The 14,535-nt window shown below is 45.8% G+C and carries 27 protein-coding genes and 1 pseudogene; all 28 read left to right on the top strand.

The window, feature by feature from the left end:
* Positions 1-163 (top strand): elongation factor Tu (tuf, locus tag ABFQ95_04315; protein ID MEN8236750.1); only part of this gene is annotated, 163 nt, incomplete at its 5' end.
* A 28-nt stretch (positions 164-191) separates the two neighbouring features.
* Positions 192-500: a 30S ribosomal protein S10 gene (gene rpsJ, locus ABFQ95_04310; GenBank protein MEN8236749.1), complete on the top strand. Its 309-nt coding sequence runs from the start codon at positions 192-194 to the stop codon at positions 498-500.
* Between the two features lie 10 nt (positions 501-510).
* Complete coding sequence (rplC, locus tag ABFQ95_04305) at positions 511-1,275, top strand: 50S ribosomal protein L3 (protein MEN8236748.1); 765 nt, start codon at positions 511-513, stop codon at positions 1,273-1,275.
* Between the two features lie 20 nt (positions 1,276-1,295).
* Positions 1,296-1,916, top strand: coding sequence for a 50S ribosomal protein L4 (rplD, locus tag ABFQ95_04300; GenBank protein MEN8236747.1), 621 nt, complete (start codon positions 1,296-1,298; stop codon positions 1,914-1,916).
* Positions 1,913-2,236 carry a 50S ribosomal protein L23 gene (locus ABFQ95_04295; protein MEN8236746.1) on the top strand — a complete coding sequence of 108 codons (324 nt, stop codon included), beginning with the start codon at positions 1,913-1,915 and terminating at the stop codon, positions 2,234-2,236. Before rplD ends, ABFQ95_04295 begins: the two co-directional genes overlap by 4 nt.
* 2 nt (positions 2,237-2,238) lie before the next feature.
* Positions 2,239-3,060, top strand: coding sequence for a 50S ribosomal protein L2 (gene rplB / locus ABFQ95_04290; GenBank protein MEN8236745.1), 822 nt, complete (start codon positions 2,239-2,241; stop codon positions 3,058-3,060).
* Positions 3,061-3,085: 25 nt separating this feature from the next.
* Entirely contained in the window at positions 3,086-3,364 is a 279-nt protein-coding gene (gene rpsS / locus ABFQ95_04285) for a 30S ribosomal protein S19 (protein MEN8236744.1), read from the top strand.
* Between the two features lies 1 nt (position 3,365).
* Entirely contained in the window at positions 3,366-3,713 is a 348-nt protein-coding gene (gene rplV / locus ABFQ95_04280) for a 50S ribosomal protein L22 (GenBank protein ID MEN8236743.1), read from the top strand.
* 52 nt (positions 3,714-3,765) lie between these two features.
* A complete protein-coding gene (rpsC, locus tag ABFQ95_04275; GenBank protein MEN8236742.1) occupies positions 3,766-4,443 on the top strand; it encodes a 30S ribosomal protein S3 in 678 nt (225 codons plus the stop codon).
* A gap of 27 nt (positions 4,444-4,470) precedes the next feature.
* Entirely contained in the window at positions 4,471-4,881 is a 411-nt protein-coding gene (rplP, locus tag ABFQ95_04270; protein ID MEN8236741.1) for a 50S ribosomal protein L16, read from the top strand.
* A gap of 11 nt (positions 4,882-4,892) precedes the next feature.
* A complete protein-coding gene (gene rpmC, locus ABFQ95_04265) occupies positions 4,893-5,102 on the top strand; it encodes a 50S ribosomal protein L29 (protein MEN8236740.1) in 210 nt (69 codons plus the stop codon).
* A complete protein-coding gene (rpsQ, locus tag ABFQ95_04260; protein MEN8236739.1) occupies positions 5,089-5,325 on the top strand; it encodes a 30S ribosomal protein S17 in 237 nt (78 codons plus the stop codon). The genes rpmC and rpsQ overlap by 14 nt, the downstream gene beginning before the upstream one ends.
* A 26-nt stretch (positions 5,326-5,351) precedes the next feature.
* A complete protein-coding gene (gene rplN, locus ABFQ95_04255; GenBank protein MEN8236738.1) occupies positions 5,352-5,720 on the top strand; it encodes a 50S ribosomal protein L14 in 369 nt (122 codons plus the stop codon).
* Between the two features lie 3 nt (positions 5,721-5,723).
* Complete coding sequence (gene rplX / locus ABFQ95_04250; GenBank protein MEN8236737.1) at positions 5,724-6,053, top strand: 50S ribosomal protein L24; 330 nt, start codon at positions 5,724-5,726, stop codon at positions 6,051-6,053.
* Positions 6,053-6,598 (top strand): 50S ribosomal protein L5, encoded by a 546-nt coding sequence (gene rplE, locus ABFQ95_04245; protein MEN8236736.1) that lies wholly within the window; start codon positions 6,053-6,055, stop codon positions 6,596-6,598. The genes rplX and rplE overlap by 1 nt, the downstream gene beginning before the upstream one ends.
* A gap of 12 nt (positions 6,599-6,610) precedes the next feature.
* Positions 6,611-6,916 (top strand): 30S ribosomal protein S14, encoded by a 306-nt coding sequence (rpsN, locus tag ABFQ95_04240; protein ID MEN8236735.1) that lies wholly within the window; start codon positions 6,611-6,613, stop codon positions 6,914-6,916.
* Positions 6,917-6,926: 10 nt separating this feature from the next.
* The gene (gene rpsH, locus ABFQ95_04235; GenBank protein ID MEN8236734.1) at positions 6,927-7,325 is read left to right on the top strand and encodes a 30S ribosomal protein S8; all 399 of its coding nucleotides are present in this window, start codon (positions 6,927-6,929) and stop codon (positions 7,323-7,325) included.
* A 12-nt stretch (positions 7,326-7,337) separates the two neighbouring features.
* Positions 7,338-7,871 carry a 50S ribosomal protein L6 gene (gene rplF, locus ABFQ95_04230; protein ID MEN8236733.1) on the top strand — a complete coding sequence of 178 codons (534 nt, stop codon included), beginning with the start codon at positions 7,338-7,340 and terminating at the stop codon, positions 7,869-7,871.
* A 47-nt stretch (positions 7,872-7,918) separates the two neighbouring features.
* Positions 7,919-8,278: a 50S ribosomal protein L18 gene (gene rplR, locus ABFQ95_04225; GenBank protein ID MEN8236732.1), complete on the top strand. Its 360-nt coding sequence runs from the start codon at positions 7,919-7,921 to the stop codon at positions 8,276-8,278.
* 27 nt (positions 8,279-8,305) lie between these two features.
* Positions 8,306-8,818, top strand: a pseudogene (rpsE, locus tag ABFQ95_04220) (30S ribosomal protein S5).
* A gap of 188 nt (positions 8,819-9,006) precedes the next feature.
* Complete coding sequence (gene rpmD, locus ABFQ95_04215; protein MEN8236731.1) at positions 9,007-9,213, top strand: 50S ribosomal protein L30; 207 nt, start codon at positions 9,007-9,009, stop codon at positions 9,211-9,213.
* Between the two features lie 13 nt (positions 9,214-9,226).
* Entirely contained in the window at positions 9,227-9,712 is a 486-nt protein-coding gene (rplO, locus tag ABFQ95_04210) for a 50S ribosomal protein L15 (protein ID MEN8236730.1), read from the top strand.
* Between the two features lie 9 nt (positions 9,713-9,721).
* A complete protein-coding gene (secY, locus tag ABFQ95_04205; protein MEN8236729.1) occupies positions 9,722-11,071 on the top strand; it encodes a preprotein translocase subunit SecY in 1,350 nt (449 codons plus the stop codon).
* Positions 11,068-11,742: an adenylate kinase gene (locus ABFQ95_04200; protein MEN8236728.1), complete on the top strand. Its 675-nt coding sequence runs from the start codon at positions 11,068-11,070 to the stop codon at positions 11,740-11,742. Before secY ends, ABFQ95_04200 begins: the two co-directional genes overlap by 4 nt.
* Positions 11,743-11,846: 104 nt before the next feature.
* Positions 11,847-12,215, top strand: a complete 369-nt coding sequence (gene rpsM / locus ABFQ95_04195) for a 30S ribosomal protein S13 (protein ID MEN8236727.1) — start codon at positions 11,847-11,849, stop codon at positions 12,213-12,215.
* 30 nt (positions 12,216-12,245) lie between these two features.
* Entirely contained in the window at positions 12,246-12,638 is a 393-nt protein-coding gene (rpsK, locus tag ABFQ95_04190; GenBank protein MEN8236726.1) for a 30S ribosomal protein S11, read from the top strand.
* Between the two features lie 38 nt (positions 12,639-12,676).
* Positions 12,677-13,693, top strand: coding sequence for a DNA-directed RNA polymerase subunit alpha (locus ABFQ95_04185; GenBank protein MEN8236725.1), 1,017 nt, complete (start codon positions 12,677-12,679; stop codon positions 13,691-13,693).
* An 11-nt stretch (positions 13,694-13,704) separates the two neighbouring features.
* Complete coding sequence (rplQ, locus tag ABFQ95_04180; protein MEN8236724.1) at positions 13,705-14,163, top strand: 50S ribosomal protein L17; 459 nt, start codon at positions 13,705-13,707, stop codon at positions 14,161-14,163.
* Positions 14,164-14,535: the final 372 nt, after the last annotated feature.

Here is a 14,535-nt window from a genome sequence, read left to right as displayed (position 1 = left end):
TGTAGAGTTGCCCAGTGGTACGGAAATGGTGATGCCAGGTGACAACATCAAAGTCACGGCTGAGTTGATAGCGCCGATTGCGATGGATGAAGGCTTGCGTTTTGCGATTCGTGAGGGTGGTCACACCGTTGGTGCTGGCGTGGTCACGAAGGTTGTAAAATAGGTATTTAGAAGAAGTAGGTAGAGGAACAATGGAAGGCCAGAATATACGCATTAGATTGAAAGCCTATGACCATCGATTGCTTGATCAATCGACCATGGAAATAGTATCGACGGCCAAACGAACAGGAGCGGCCGTAAGAGGTCCTGTTCCTTTACCGACAAGAAGAGAGCTGTTTACAGTCAACCGTTCTCCCCATATCGACAAGAAGTCGAGGGAGCAATTTGAGATTCGTACACACAAGCGTGTACTTGACATCTTGAACTGGTCACCACAAACGGTTGATGCCCTGATGAAGCTAGATTTAGCTGCAGGTGTTGATGTGGAAATTAAAGTATAGGTGCGATGAGATGAGAACAGGAGTCATTACAGAGAAGGTTGGTATGACGCGCCTTTTATCGGAAAAGGGTGAGCATATTCCGGTAACCGTTTTGCGTGTTGACGATTGTGAAGTCGTGGCTCGGCGCCTCCAAGAAACAGATGGTTATAATGCAGTCCAGCTTGGAGCTGGTCAAGCAAAGGTCAAAAACACCAGCAAGGCAATGCGAGGTCACTTTGCCAAAGCAAAAGTGGCTCCGAAAAGATATGTTACGGAGTTTCGTGTAGCGCAAGATGCCCTGTTGAATGTAGGAGATCAAATTTCTGTTGAGCACTTTGTGCCGGGGCAGCTTGTTGATGCTGTTGGTACTTCGATTGGTAAAGGGTTTGCAGGTGTTATGAAACGCCATAATTTCGGTGGTTTGCGTGCGAGCCACGGTGTGTCGATTTCCCACAGAAGTGCCGGGTCAACGGGTCAATGTCAAGATCCTGGTCGTGTGTTTAAAGGCAAGAAGATGGCTGGACAATTGGGTAATAAGCAGGTGACTGTTCAGAGCTTAGAAATTGTCTCAACCGATGCTGATCAAGGTTTGATTTTAGTTAAAGGTGCGGTTCCTGGTGCAAAAGGATCTTGTGTTTTGTTGTCTGATGCTGTTAAAAAGCAGAAGGTGGGTGAACGACCCTATCCTGCTGCCCTTAAAGCAAAGGCTGTTGATGCTAAAGAGCGTAGAGAAGAGGAAAAAACGACCGATTCAAAAACAGTTGCGTCAGAGACACCAAAGCGCGAAGATAAATAGAGACTGAAGCGAGATAGGTTATGAAGTATAACGTCACGAGTTTAGAAAGTAAGAAAGTTGGCAGTATTGATTTGGCTGACGCTGTCTTTGGATTGCCTGATCGCAGAGATATCTTGCATCAGGTGGTTCGTTGGCAGCAAGCGAATCGTCGCTCGGGAAACCACAAGACAAAAGGTATCAGTGAGATTAGAGGCACTACAAAAAAGCCGTGGCGCCAGAAGGGGACTGGTAGAGCGCGTGCAGGAAGTTTGAGAGCGCCTCAGTTTCGAGGGGGTGCAACCATTTTTGGTCCAGTTGTGCGCAGCCATAACATGAAGCTTCCCAAAAAAGTTCGGGTTCTAGGCTTGAAGACTGCTCTTTCCTGCAAGGCCAAGCTTGGTGAGCTGATTATTTTGGATGCTCTTGATGCCAATTTGACTAAAACCAAGGATCTTAGCGAAAAGATTAAGGGCCTGGGAGTGTCCTCAGGTTTATTTGTGGATCATAGTGAGCCTGCTGATGGTTTTAAGCGTGCGTTGTCAAATATTGTAAATGTGAACGTCCTGCCTTCTCAGGGGCTTAATGTTTATGATATCCTACGTCATCAGAGTTTGATTTTGACCAAAGCAGCAGTCAAATCACTAGAGGAAAGGTTAGTATGAGCACGAAAGCAGCCAGAGCATTTAATACCGAGACCGCTGACGTTTACGACGTACTCTTGGCGCCGGTGATTACGGAAAAAGCAACGACGGCTACCGAGAACAATCAATATACGTTCAAAGTTGTGCAGGCGGGCACCAAAGCAGACATCAAAGCAGCTGTTGAAAAACTGTATAGCGTAGAGGTTGAGTCTGTTAACACAATGAATGTAAAGGGCAAGACTACGCGATTTCGTGGACGCAAGGGCAAACGTAATGACGTCAAAAAGGCGATTATACGTTTGGCTCAGGGACAAACCATTGATTTAAGTGCTGGATTGTAGAAATGGCTTTAAAAGTATTTAACCCTGTGACTCCCTCACAGCGACAGCTGGTGATTGTGGAGCGTTCAAAGCTTTGGAAGGGGGGACCTGAAAAATCTTTGGTCGCCGGCAAAACAAGGAGTGGTGGCCGGAATAACAACGGCCGTATGACAGTTCGTCATGTTGGTGGCGGGCACAAGTGTCGCTACCGTAAGGTTGATTTTCTGAGATCGAAAAAAGATATGGCTGCCAAAGTAGAGCGGATCGAATATGATCCCAACCGTACAGCCTTTATTGCACTGATTAAATATACCGACGGAGAGTTATCTTATATTTTGGCTCCGCAGCGTTTAGAGGTTGGTGATCAGGTCATTTCAGGAGATAATGTCGACATTAAGCCAGGCAATACCTTACCATTACGCAATGTACCGATTGGAACCATTGTGCACAATGTTGAGATGAAATCTGGTAAAGGCGGGCAGCTTGCTCGTTCCGCTGGATCTTACATTCAAGTTGTTGGCCGGGATGGTGATTACGCACAGTTGAAACTTGCTTCAGGTGAGGTGAGGATGGTTCGTAGTGAATGTTGTGCTACGGTGGGTGCTGTATCCAATCCTGACCAGAAAAATATCAATTTGGGTAAAGCTGGTCGAGCTCGTTGGATGGGGCGCAGACCGAGTGTCCGTGGTGTTGCTATGAACCCGATAGACCACCCTCATGGTGGTGGTGAAGGTAAAAGCTCGGGTGGACGTCACCCGGTGACACCGTGGGGTAAGTCAACCAAAGGAAAGAGAACGCGTGGTCGTAAGCCTTCAGATAAGCTTATCATCAGGCGTAGAGCGTAGTTTTTAAAATTGGAGAACAAATAGAGTGTCACGTTCAGTTTGGAAAGGGCCTTTTGTAGAACGCCATCTGCTTGCCAAAGCGCAGGCTGTACGCGCTTCGGGTAGGAAAGATGTCATCAGGACTTGGTCGCGTCGTTCCACGATTGTTCCTCAATTTGTAGGGTTAACGTTTGGCGTGCATAATGGGCAAAAATTCATCCCTGTATATGTAACGGAAGAAATGATTGGTCAGAAGTTCGGAGAGTTTGCATTAACACGTACATTTTATGGTCACGTGGCAGATAAAAAGGCGAGAAGAGGATAATATGTCGACAGAAAGAGGTACTGCAACGGCAGGTTTGCGCGGCTTGAAGGGGAGTTCGCAAAAGGTGAATCTGGTGTTGAAGATGATTCGCGGAAAAGATGTTTCTTCAGCTTTGAAATATCTTGCTGCTTGCCAGAAAAGAGTTGCTAAACCGGTGAAGAAAGTTGTAGAATCGGCCATTGCAAACGCAGAGAACAATTTTGATCTTGATGTCGATCGCCTGGTTGTTGCTGAGGCAACCGTTGGTAAAGCGTTCGTGTTGAAGCGTTGGAAAGCCAGAGCACGAGGAAGAGCGGGGAAAATTTTAAAACCCTATAGTGATGTGCGCATCATGTTGAGAGAAGAGTGATTTTAGTCGGCGGGTGTTGACATAAAAGCGTTGAAGTAAGGAATGCATTGGAATGGGTCAAAAAGTTAATCCGATAGGTTTTCGAGTAGGAATCAACAGGACGTGGGATTCCAGGTGGTTTTCTGTACGTTCCTATTCGGAAATGTTGCACGAGGATCTTAAAATCCGTAACCTTATTCGTGATCGACTGCCAAAGGCTGGTATCTCAAAAATTGTCATTGAGCGCCCTGCTAAGAAAGCTGTGATCACAATTCATACCGCCCGACCTGGAGTGGTCATCGGTAAAAAGGGCGTTGATATTGAGCTCTTGAAAAAAGAGCTGACTAAGGTTATGGGTTGCGAGATTCAAATTAATTTGTTTGAAATTCGCAAGCCCGAGATTGATGCCCGACTTGTAGCCGAGAGTATTGCCCAGCAAATGGAGAGGCGTGTAGGTTATAAGCGTGCTATGAGACGTGCGATGCAGTCAGCTATGCGTCTAGGAGCTGAGGGTATCCGAATTGTGTGTTCTGGGCGCTTGGGAGGTGCTGAAATTGCGCGCAAGGAAGAGTATCGTGAGGGTCGTGTGCCTTTGCATACCTTGCGAGCGGATGTGGATTATGGCGTTGCAACGGCTTTTACGACCTATGGCACCTGTGGTGTTAAGGTTTGGATTTTTAAGGGTGAGATTATGGAACAAGATATGCACTCCCAGGAACAAAAAGCTAAATCAGCTCAGGCGAATCGGTAATTGAGAACAAAGAGATAGAGAGAGAAAATGTTAGCACCCAAAAAAACGAGATTTAGGAAAGCGTTTAAGGGGCGTATCCATGGAAAAGCCAAGGGGGGTACGGACTTGAATTTTGGTGCTTATGGTTTGAAAGCAGTTCAGCCCTCACGGATTACTGCCAGGCAAATTGAAGCCGCAAGACGTGCTATTACCCGTCATATGCGTCGCGCAGGTAGAGTATGGATTCGGATTTTTCCGGATGTTCCTGTGAGCAAAAAGCCGGCTGAAGTTCGTCAAGGTAAGGGAAAAGGTACGCCTGAGTACTGGGCTTGTAGGGTTAAACCTGGGCGAATTATGTTTGAGTTAGATGGTGTTGCAGAGGAAACAGCGCGAGAGGCCTTTGAATTGGCCTCAGCTAAGTTGCCTATAGCAACGCGTTTTGTGATGCGTCAGAGTTAAGGAGTGGCGTTATGGTCGTTGATGTTTTGAGAAAAAAGACAGAGTCTGAGTTGGGTGAAGAATTGAAAAATCTGAAGCAAGAGCAAATGAATTTGCGCTTTCAAAAGGCTTATGATCAACTCGCCTCGCCAGTGCGTATCAGAACCGTTCGGCGCCAGATTGCAAGAGTGAAGACGGTTATGAATGAAAAGAATAGTGAGGTACGCGATGTCAAAGCGTGAGTTTCGTGGTATCGTTGTCAGTGATAAGTGTGACAAGACCGTGACAGTGAAAGTAGACACAATGGTCAAGCATCCAATCTACAAAAAGTACATCAGGCGATCAAGTAAGTTTGCAGCGCATGATGCAGACAATCGTGCCAAACAAGGAGATTATGTGACGATTCAGGAATGTCGTCCCATTTCGAAGTCTAAGACGTGGAAAGTAATAGCGGTCGAAGCTTAGGTGTTTAGAGGTAAGGATTTTCTTTCATGATTCAAATGCAGACAAGATTAGGAGTAGCCGATAATTCAGGTGCGCGTGAAGTACAGTGCATCAAGGTGTTGGGTGGATCAAAGAAGAGAAGTGCCTCGGTGGGTGATGTTATTGTGGTTTCCGTGAAGGAAGCCATTCCACGTGGGCGTGTGAAAAAGGGTGAGATCTGTCAGGCAGCCATTGTGCGTACAGCATACCCTATCCACCGCCTCGATGGGACGCATATTCGTTTTGATGACAACGCTGTTGTTTTGATAAACAAGCAAAGAGAGCCCATTGGGACTCGTATTTTTGGTCCCGTGACCAGAGAATTGAGAGTATGTGGATTTATGAAGATTATATCCTTAGCACCGGAGGTTTTGTAAGGTATGCAACCGAAGTTAAAGATACGTAAGGGTGATGAAGTTATTGTTATTGCCGGTAAGGATATTGGCAAAAAGGGTGATGTTTTGAAAGTCTTTCCAACAATGAATAAGGTGTTGGTAAGTGGTGTGAATAAAATTCACAAGCATACAAAGCCGTCAGCTCTGAATCCCAAAGGGGGAATTGTCGTCAAAGAAGCAGGATTGGATGTGTCCAATGTGCAGCATGTTGACCCTGCCTCTGGTAAACCTACTCGTGTTGGGTTTAAGGTGCTTAAGGATGGCAAGAAGGTACGTTATGCAAAAAAATCTGGTGAAGTGATTGATAAGGCTTAATGATGGCACGTTTACAAGAGCAGTTTGAAAAGGTTATTACCAAAGATTTGGTGAAGGCGTTTTCTTACAAGAACCAAATGCAGGTTCCCAAATTAAAGAAGATTGTCATCAACTTTGGTGTTGGTGAGGCGGTGCAAGATAGCAAGCGTGTGCAAAAGGCTTTGAGTGAGCTTGAGCTTATTGCCGGTCAAAAGCCGGTCATGACGCGCGCTCGCAATTCTATTGCTGGGTTTAAACTGCGTGAAGGTATGCCCATTGGCGCTAAGGTGACCTTGAGGCGCAGGCGCATGTATGAGTTCATGGATCGTTTGGTGAATATTGCACTTCCTCGAGTGAGAGACTTTAGGGGTGTATCTTCCAAAAGCTTTGATGGTCGCGGCAATTATGCAATGGGAATTCGTGAGCAGATTGTGTTTCCTGAAATCAACTATGACAATGTTGATCAGATCCGGGGCATGGATATTATTTTTGTAACAACGGCAAACACAGATGATGAAGCGAAGCGTTTGCTAGAAGGCTTTAATATGCCTTTTGTTAAGGGATAGAGAGACGAGACGATGGCAAAAAAGAGTGCAGTTGAGACAAACAAGAGACGTGAACGGTTGGCTGAAAGGTTTAGGAGCCGACGTCTGGAGTTGAAGATCCAGCTTAGGGATGAAAGTTTGTCGCCTGAAGATCGCTTCAAGGCTCAGATGAAGCTTTCAGAACTTCCGCGTAACAGTTCAAGGACGCGCGTTCGCAATCGTTGTTTGCTTAGCGGCAGGCCGCGTGGAACGTATCGTAAATTTAAGCTTTCCAGAATTGCTCTGAGAGACCTTGCGTCGAATGGAAAAATTCCTGGTATGACAAAGGCAAGTTGGTAGGGAACTATAGATGGCTATTAATGATCCAATTGCAGATTTATTAACTCGCATTCGTAATGCGCAGCGAATCGGAAGAGAGGTAACAGCCTCTCCAGCATCTAAGGCGCGCGTGCGTGTGTTAGATGTTCTCAAGCGGGAAGGATATATTGCTGATTATTCGCAGCGTGAGGTGCGCAAGGGAATTCATGAAATTGAGGTCAAGCTTCGCTATCACAATGACGAGCCTGTGATACGTGAAGTGCACCGTGTTTCCAAACCGGGCAGGCGAGTGTACTCAAATGTAAAAGATTTGCCGCGAATATACGGTGGCCTTGGCATTTACGTGTTGTCAACATCAAAGGGTGTGATGTCAGACAACGATGCGCGGGCAGCGGGCATTGGCGGCGAAGTTATCTGTAGCGTTTTTTAAAGGGATTGGTTCATGTCACGTGTTGGAAAAAATCCGGTTGTTATTCCTGAAGGGGTGAATTGCCAGTTTGCTGGGCGCGAATTAACAGTTCAGGGCAAGCTGGGCCGGTTGCAGGCTACATTACCGCCTAGAGTTTCATATTCTCAAGATTCTGGTCAAATTACTTTTGCTCCTGAAGATGATTCGAAAGAGGCAGGAATGATGTGGGGGACTGCTCGCAGTGTTGTTGCCAATATGGTCAAAGGCGTGAGTGAAGGGTTTAAAAAGCGTTTGGTTCTTGAAGGCGTTGGTTACCGCGCTGCGGTGCAAGGAAGCGAATTGGTTCTTCAGCTTGGATTTAGTCATGAAATTAGGTATCCTATGCCTGAAGGTATTAAAATTGCTTGTGAGAAGCCAACACTTGTCGTGATTGAAGGAGTGGATCGCCAGAAGGTTGGTCAAGTTGCGGCCGAGATTCGTTCGTACCGTAAGCCTGAACCTTATAAAGGCAAAGGGGTTCGTTACGAAGGTGAGTACATCTTCCGTAAAGAAGGTAAGAAGAAGTAGCATAAGTAATTAGGCATATGAGCATTAAGCATAAAGAGTGTAGATAGATGAAAAAGCTAGATCGTTCAATTAGACGTGGTCAAAGAGCCAGATACCAGGTGCGTAAGCGAGCTGGTAATCGTCCGCGTTTGTCGGTTTTTAAATCGAATAAGCATATTTTTGCGCAAGTTATCGATGATGCAAAGGGTAGCACTGTCGCATCTGCTTCTACGATTGACAAGGATTTACGTGCAAAAATTAAGAATGGGTCAAACGCTGCCGCTGCTCAAGCTGTTGGTAAACTTGTGGCTGGGCGAGCCATAAAACAGGGCGTCAAGGATGTTGTCTTTGATCGCGGTGGTGCATTATATCATGGGCGTGTCCGTGCGTTGGCGGATGCTGCGCGTGAGGCAGGGCTTGCATTTTAGTTGAGGGATAATTAGATGGCAGTAAATATGGCAGCATCAGAGCGGTCCAAACGAGAAGACGAGATTGTTGAGAAACTAGTGAGCATCAATCGCGTATCCAAGGTGGTCAAGGGTGGTCGCCGTATGGGATTTGCTGCGCTTGTGGTTGTAGGAGATAGTCGTGGACGCGTTGGATTTGGTACTGGCAAAGCCCGCGAGGTTCCCTCAGCTATTAGGAAAGCGACTGATAAAGCGCGCGGGCAGATGATCAAAGTTCCCTTAAGAGAAGGCCGCACTCTTCACCACGACATTACCGGTATTTTTGGAGCTGGGCGCGTTCACATGCGTGCAGCGCCCCCTGGTACTGGAATTATTGCCGGTGGTCCGATGCGTGCTGTTTTTGAAGCCCTAGGTATTCAAGATGTTGTGAGCAAGTCGATAGGGAGCGCCAATCCCAACAACATGGTCCGTGCAACTTTTCAGGCCCTCGAGCGTATGGTGTCGCCTCGGGATATAGCAGCCAAGCGTAGTAAAAAAGTTTCTGACATTATTGCAAGGCGCGCTCAGGGCAGACAGGAAACAGAAACGAAAACTGAATCCAAGTCTGAATCCAAGGCTGAATCGGAAGCGCAAGAGAAGAAAGCCTCTTCAAAGGAGCAGACAAAGGAAAAAAAGGCTTCAGCTGAGAATGCAAAAGAGCAAGAGCCAACTTCCAAGAAGTCAACAACTGAAAAGTCGAAGGCAGAGTGATGAGCAGAACAGCAACAACCAAGACGGTAACTATTCGCCAAATTCATAGTGCAACAAGGCGCCGTGCCGATCAAAGGCAAACCTTAATCGGGTTGGGGCTTAACAAGATTAATCGGCAGCGAACATTAGAGGATACTCCCTCGGTTCGTGGTATGATTAACAAGGTTAAGCATTTGCTTGTTGTTGAAGACAATACGAAAAGTTAGAGAGAATTAAAAAATGCGATTGAATGAGCTTAGCAGTTCCCCAAAGGCCCACAAGTCTCGCACACGTGTTGGTCGTGGTATTGGATCAGGTAAAGGTAAGACCTGTGGTAGGGGCCAAAAGGGGCAAAAATCACGTACTGGTGTTGCGCTGAAGGGGTATGAGGGCGGTCAAAATCCTCTTTTCCGCCGGCTGCCAAAACGCGGATTTAATAACCCGTTTCGTGTAGATTTTGCTGTAGTCAATACAGGTCAGTTGCAGGAGTTTATTTCTGCTGGAAAAATTGATGCATCCAAACCAATTACCAAAGAGGTATTGTATGCTAGTGGTGTTGTTTCGAAGAAAAGCCAACCCATTAAGTTGCTTGCAAAAGGAGACTTAAAGGACAAGGTGCAAATTGAGATCGATAGAGCATCAAAGTCTGCCATTGCATTGGTTGAAAAAGCTAAAGGGACCTTAAAATGTCTTGAGGCGAAAGGCCTTGAGGTTCAGGAAAGTTAAGAGACTCATATGACATCTGTTGCTGAACAATTTGCATCAAATCTAAACTTTAGTTCTTTTGCTAAGGCTGAAGATCTAAAAAAGCGTCTATGGTTTACCTTAGGGGCTTTGTTGGTCTTTCGTTTTGGAAGCTATATTCCGCTTCCGGGGATTGACACGGCAGTTATGGCTGAGGTTGCAAAGGACCATGCTGGTGGCATTTTAGGGATTTTTAACCGATTTTCTGGTGGCGCCTTAGCGCGTATGTCCATTTTTGCACTTGGTGTGATGCCCTATATTTCTGCGAGCATTATCATGCAGTTGATGACTGTGGTATCGCCGCAACTTGCAGCGCTAAAAAAGGAAGGCGAGTCGGGTCAGAAAAAGATTCGCCAATACACGCGTTATGGGACAGTGTTCTTAGCTACGATTCAGGGATATATGATGGTCGTGGGGCTTGAGCATATACCAAGTTCGGCAGGTCTGGTTGTGCCGGATCCGGGTTTCTTCTTTCGCATTGTTGCAACCATTACCATAATTGGTGGAACTCTGTTTTTGATGTGGCTTGGTGAACAAATTACCTCGCGTGGTATTGGTAACGGTATTTCCCTGATCATTTTCTCTGGAATTGTTGCAGGCCTTCCGGGGGCATTGATTGCAACGTTGGAGATGGGGCGCACGGGTGCATTATCGACTCCGGTCATTGCCATTATATTTATCATGGCGATTGTGGTTATTATGTCTATTGTGTTTATGGAAAGGGCTCAGCGCCGTCTTGTGGTACAATACCCCAAGCGCCAAGTGGGCATGAAAATGTATGCAGGGCAATCTTCGCATTTGCCGATTAAGATTAATAGTGCAGGTGTGATTCCTCCAATTTTTGCTAGTGCCTTATTAATGATGCCTCTTACGATTGTTTCGTTTACGGCTCAGATGGAAAATGGTGGAGGATGGCTTTCTGGCATTGCACACTACCTTTCGCGCGGAAATATCTTATACAATTTAATTTTCGTCAGTTTAATTGTCTTTTTTGCTTTTTTCTATACCGCTATTATTTTTAATCCCGAAGAGACGGCAGAGAATTTAAAAAAGAATGGTGGTTTTATCCCAGGATATCGTCCAGGCAGTACCACCGCCAAGTATCTGGATTATGTTTTGACACGTCTTACGGTGGTGGGTGCAGCTTATCTATCGGCAGTATGTGTGTTGCCTGAAATTTTAGCAAGTCAGTACAGTGTTCCTTTTGCTTTGGGAGGTACCAGCTTGTTGATTGTTGTTGGTGTTGGAATGGACACGGTTTCTCAGGTACAGTCCCATCTGTTAGCCCACCAGTATGAAGGGTTGATTCGCAAATCACGATTGCGTGGGAGGAAGGGTTGAACATTATTCTTTTTGGTCTCCCTGGCTCTGGCAAAGGGACCCAAGCTGACCGGTTGGCCGAACGCTTTGGCTTTTTGAAGGTATCTACCGGTGATTTATTAAGAGCTGAGATTCGCTCTAATTCTGGCTTAGGTAAGAGGATTAAACCGATTCTAGCCCGGGGTGATTTTCCAGATACAGCCATCGTGAATGAGGCGGTTTTGCATTTTTTGCAAGATCATTTGCAAGCACCAGGTTTCATTTTTGATGGCTATCCGCGTACGGTTGAGCAGGCTGAGTTTCTAGGGGCAATTCTTGCTAATTTTGGGCAGGGACTGGATTTGGTTGTGGCACTGGATGTCGATGATGCAGTATTGGTTGAGAGGATTTCAGGGCGAATTGTGTGCCGGGATTGTCAGCGCGGCTATCACCTAAAGTTTGCTCCCCCTCGAGAGTCTGGAGTTTGTGATGATTGTGGCGGTCAGGATTTGCAGCGCCGCCAAGACGACACGCAAGAGACTTTAGAGCAGCGTTTGGCAGTTTATCGGGAAAAGACGTTGCCGGTTCTTGAATACTACCAAGATCTGGGGATGCTAAAACGCATTTCTGGTGACGCTGAAATTGATGAGATTGCTGAATCTTTAAATCAGCTTGTTAGATTAAGTACTGATACTTCAAGTGAAGTGGGTTAATTTTGTTGACTTTTGTGCTTGAATTGCAGTATCTTCTAGGAGCATTTTCCTAATGTGTGTTCCTAGTCAATTGAGGAAATGAAGGATTGAAAGGATAAATAGTCGTGGCACGTATTGCAGGTGTTAATATACCTTCTGAAAAAAGAGTTGAGGTTGGACTCACACGGATATTTGGTATAGGCTCGCATATTGCAAGGCAGATATGTCGTGGTGTAGGCATCGAAGAACAGCGTCGTGTCCGTGACTTGACAGATGACGAAGTTTTAAAAATTCGTGAGATGATCGACAGTGATTGTCAAGTGGAAGGGGATCTACGTCGTGAAGTCAGTATGAACATAAAGCGATTAAGGGATCTTGGGTGTTACCGAGGAATTCGGCACCGGAAGGGTTTACCGGTTCATGGGCAGCGGACAAGTTCTAATGCTAGAACCCGCAAAGGTAAGGCAAAGCCAATTGCGGGTAAAAAGAAATAAGTGTAGGAAAAAAGTAAGTAAAGGTCATTTATGGTACAGAAAGCTACATCATCAGTTCGTCGTAAAAATAGAAAGAATATTCCTTCCGGTGTTGCGCATATTAGTTCAACCTTTAACAATACGGTTGTAACCATAGCGGACGCGCAAGGTAATGTTATCAGTTGGTCCTCTGCAGGAGCCTGTGGGTTTAAAGGGTCACGCAAGTCGACACCCTATGCAGCTCAGATGGCAGCTGAGTCAGCGGGTGGTAAAGCCATGGATCATGGCATGAATACGTTGCAGGTAGAGGTTAAAGGTCCTGGCTCTGGTCGGGAAGCGGCTTTGAGAGCTTTGCAAAGTGTAGGATTTACAGTAACCTCTATTCGGGATGTATCCCCAGTCCCTCATAATGGATGTCGCCCGCCCAAGCGTCGTAGAGTATAATTAACCCAAACTAACGTTGATAGTGGAGTGAAGTTGCAGTGATACAGAAGAATTGGCAATCCTTAATTCGTCCAAACCAGTTAGAGATTCAACCTGGTACGGACCCTAACCGAGAAGCAACGGTGGTTGCTGAGCCGCTGGAGCGTGGTTTGGGAATAACTCTTGGAAATTCCTTAAGACGCATTTTGTTGTCGTCGCTGCAGGGTGCAGCAGTGACCTCGATTCGTCTTGAAGGGGCGGTACATGAGTTCTCATCCGTTCCAGGTGTGCGTGAAGATATTCCTGAGATTATCTTGAATATCAAATCCTTGAATTTAAGGTTGCACGGTGATGAGCCCAAGAAGATTCGTCTCAAATCATCCAAGGCAGGTATTTTGACGGCCGCTGATATTGATGCAGGTGCTGGAGTTGACATTTTGAATCCTGAATTGGTCATCTGTACACTTGGGGATGATTCTACTCTTGATATGGAGATGACGGTTGATTCGGGCAAAAGTTATGTGGTTGCTGAGAAAAATCGTCGTGAGGATATGCCGATTGGTGTGATTCCCGTTGATTCGATTTTTTCACCTGTTCGCAAGGTGGCGTATAGGGTTGAAAATGCCCGTGTGGGACAGGTGACCAACTATGATAAGCTCTCGCTTTCCTTGGAAACAGATGGTTCGATTACCCCTGAAGATGCTATTGCTTTTGCAGCACGCATTTTGCAGGATCAGATGCAGTTGTTTGTTAATTTTGATGAACCTTCTCATGGGCGTTTGCAAAGAGAGCAAAAGGAAATCTCATTTAACCGAAATTTACTGCGCAAGGTGGATGAACTTGAGCTTTCTGTACGTTCAGCTAACTGTTTGAAGAATGAGAACATTATTTATATCGGAGATTTGGTGCAAAAGACTGAAGGAGAGATGTTAAAGACTCCCAATTTTGGTCGCAAGTCACTAAATGAAATCAAGGATGTCCTCATTCAGATGGGACTTGAGTTGGGTATAGAGGTTCAAGGCTGGCCGCCAGAGAACATTGAAGAATTGTCGAGAAAACTAGACGAGCCATTTTAGGAGTTTAAACAATGAGGCATGGTATTCGTGGTCGTAAATTAGGGCGTGTGTCTTCACACAGGCGTGCTTTGTTGGCAAACTTGGCTGGCTCGTTAATCGAGCATGAGCACATGGTGACAACCTTGCCAAAAGCCAAAGAGTTGAGGCCGTTTGCTGAAAAATTGGTGACTCTCGGTAAAAAGGGTACGTTGCATGCAAGGCGTCAGGCTATTTCTGTACTTGGTAATAGTGATAATATTAAGAAACTCATGGGACCATTGGCTGAGCGATTTAAAATCCGCCCTGGTGGTTATACCCGTATTGTAAAAGCTGGCAACCGTCAAGGTGACAATGCACCGATGGCTGTGATTCAGTTTGTTGACTTCGATTTCGAAGCTCGGGAAAAACAGCGAATCAAGGCCAGGGAAGAGGCAGCAGAGAAGGCTCAGACTAAGGCACCTAAGGATCCTGCTGGGGATGCTGCCAAATAGTTAATCATTGCATACTATTCGTCACCGGCTCTGTCGCATCTTTTGGGACTGCATGTAAGATCCACAGCTGGCGTAAGATAAAGCTTTTTTGTATTATTCTTACCCACGGTTCTCGGATTTTTTTGGTAGTTTCTTTAATTAGCACTCCCCGCCAAAATTGTCCTAGATATTTCTTCCTGTCAATAATAAAGTGATTTATAGCCAGGGTCACCTCATGAAAAAAAATAATCCATAAATATCTCCCTCCAAAAAATTCGTTACAATCCGTTTAAATAACCTGAGTTTTGGATAAGAGGTACTTTGATCCGTCTTGGCCGTCATGCCGGAAGCCGATTTTGTCCAACGCTGCCTATGTGCCCATGATAGTGGGCA

It is taken from the genome of Pseudomonadota bacterium (assembly GCA_039714795.1).
Lineage (GTDB): Bacteria > Pseudomonadota > Alphaproteobacteria > JAGOMX01 > JAGOMX01 > JBDLIP01.
The sequence above is the reverse complement of the archived record's forward strand: the minus strand, read 5'-3'. Positions and strand labels throughout refer to the sequence as shown.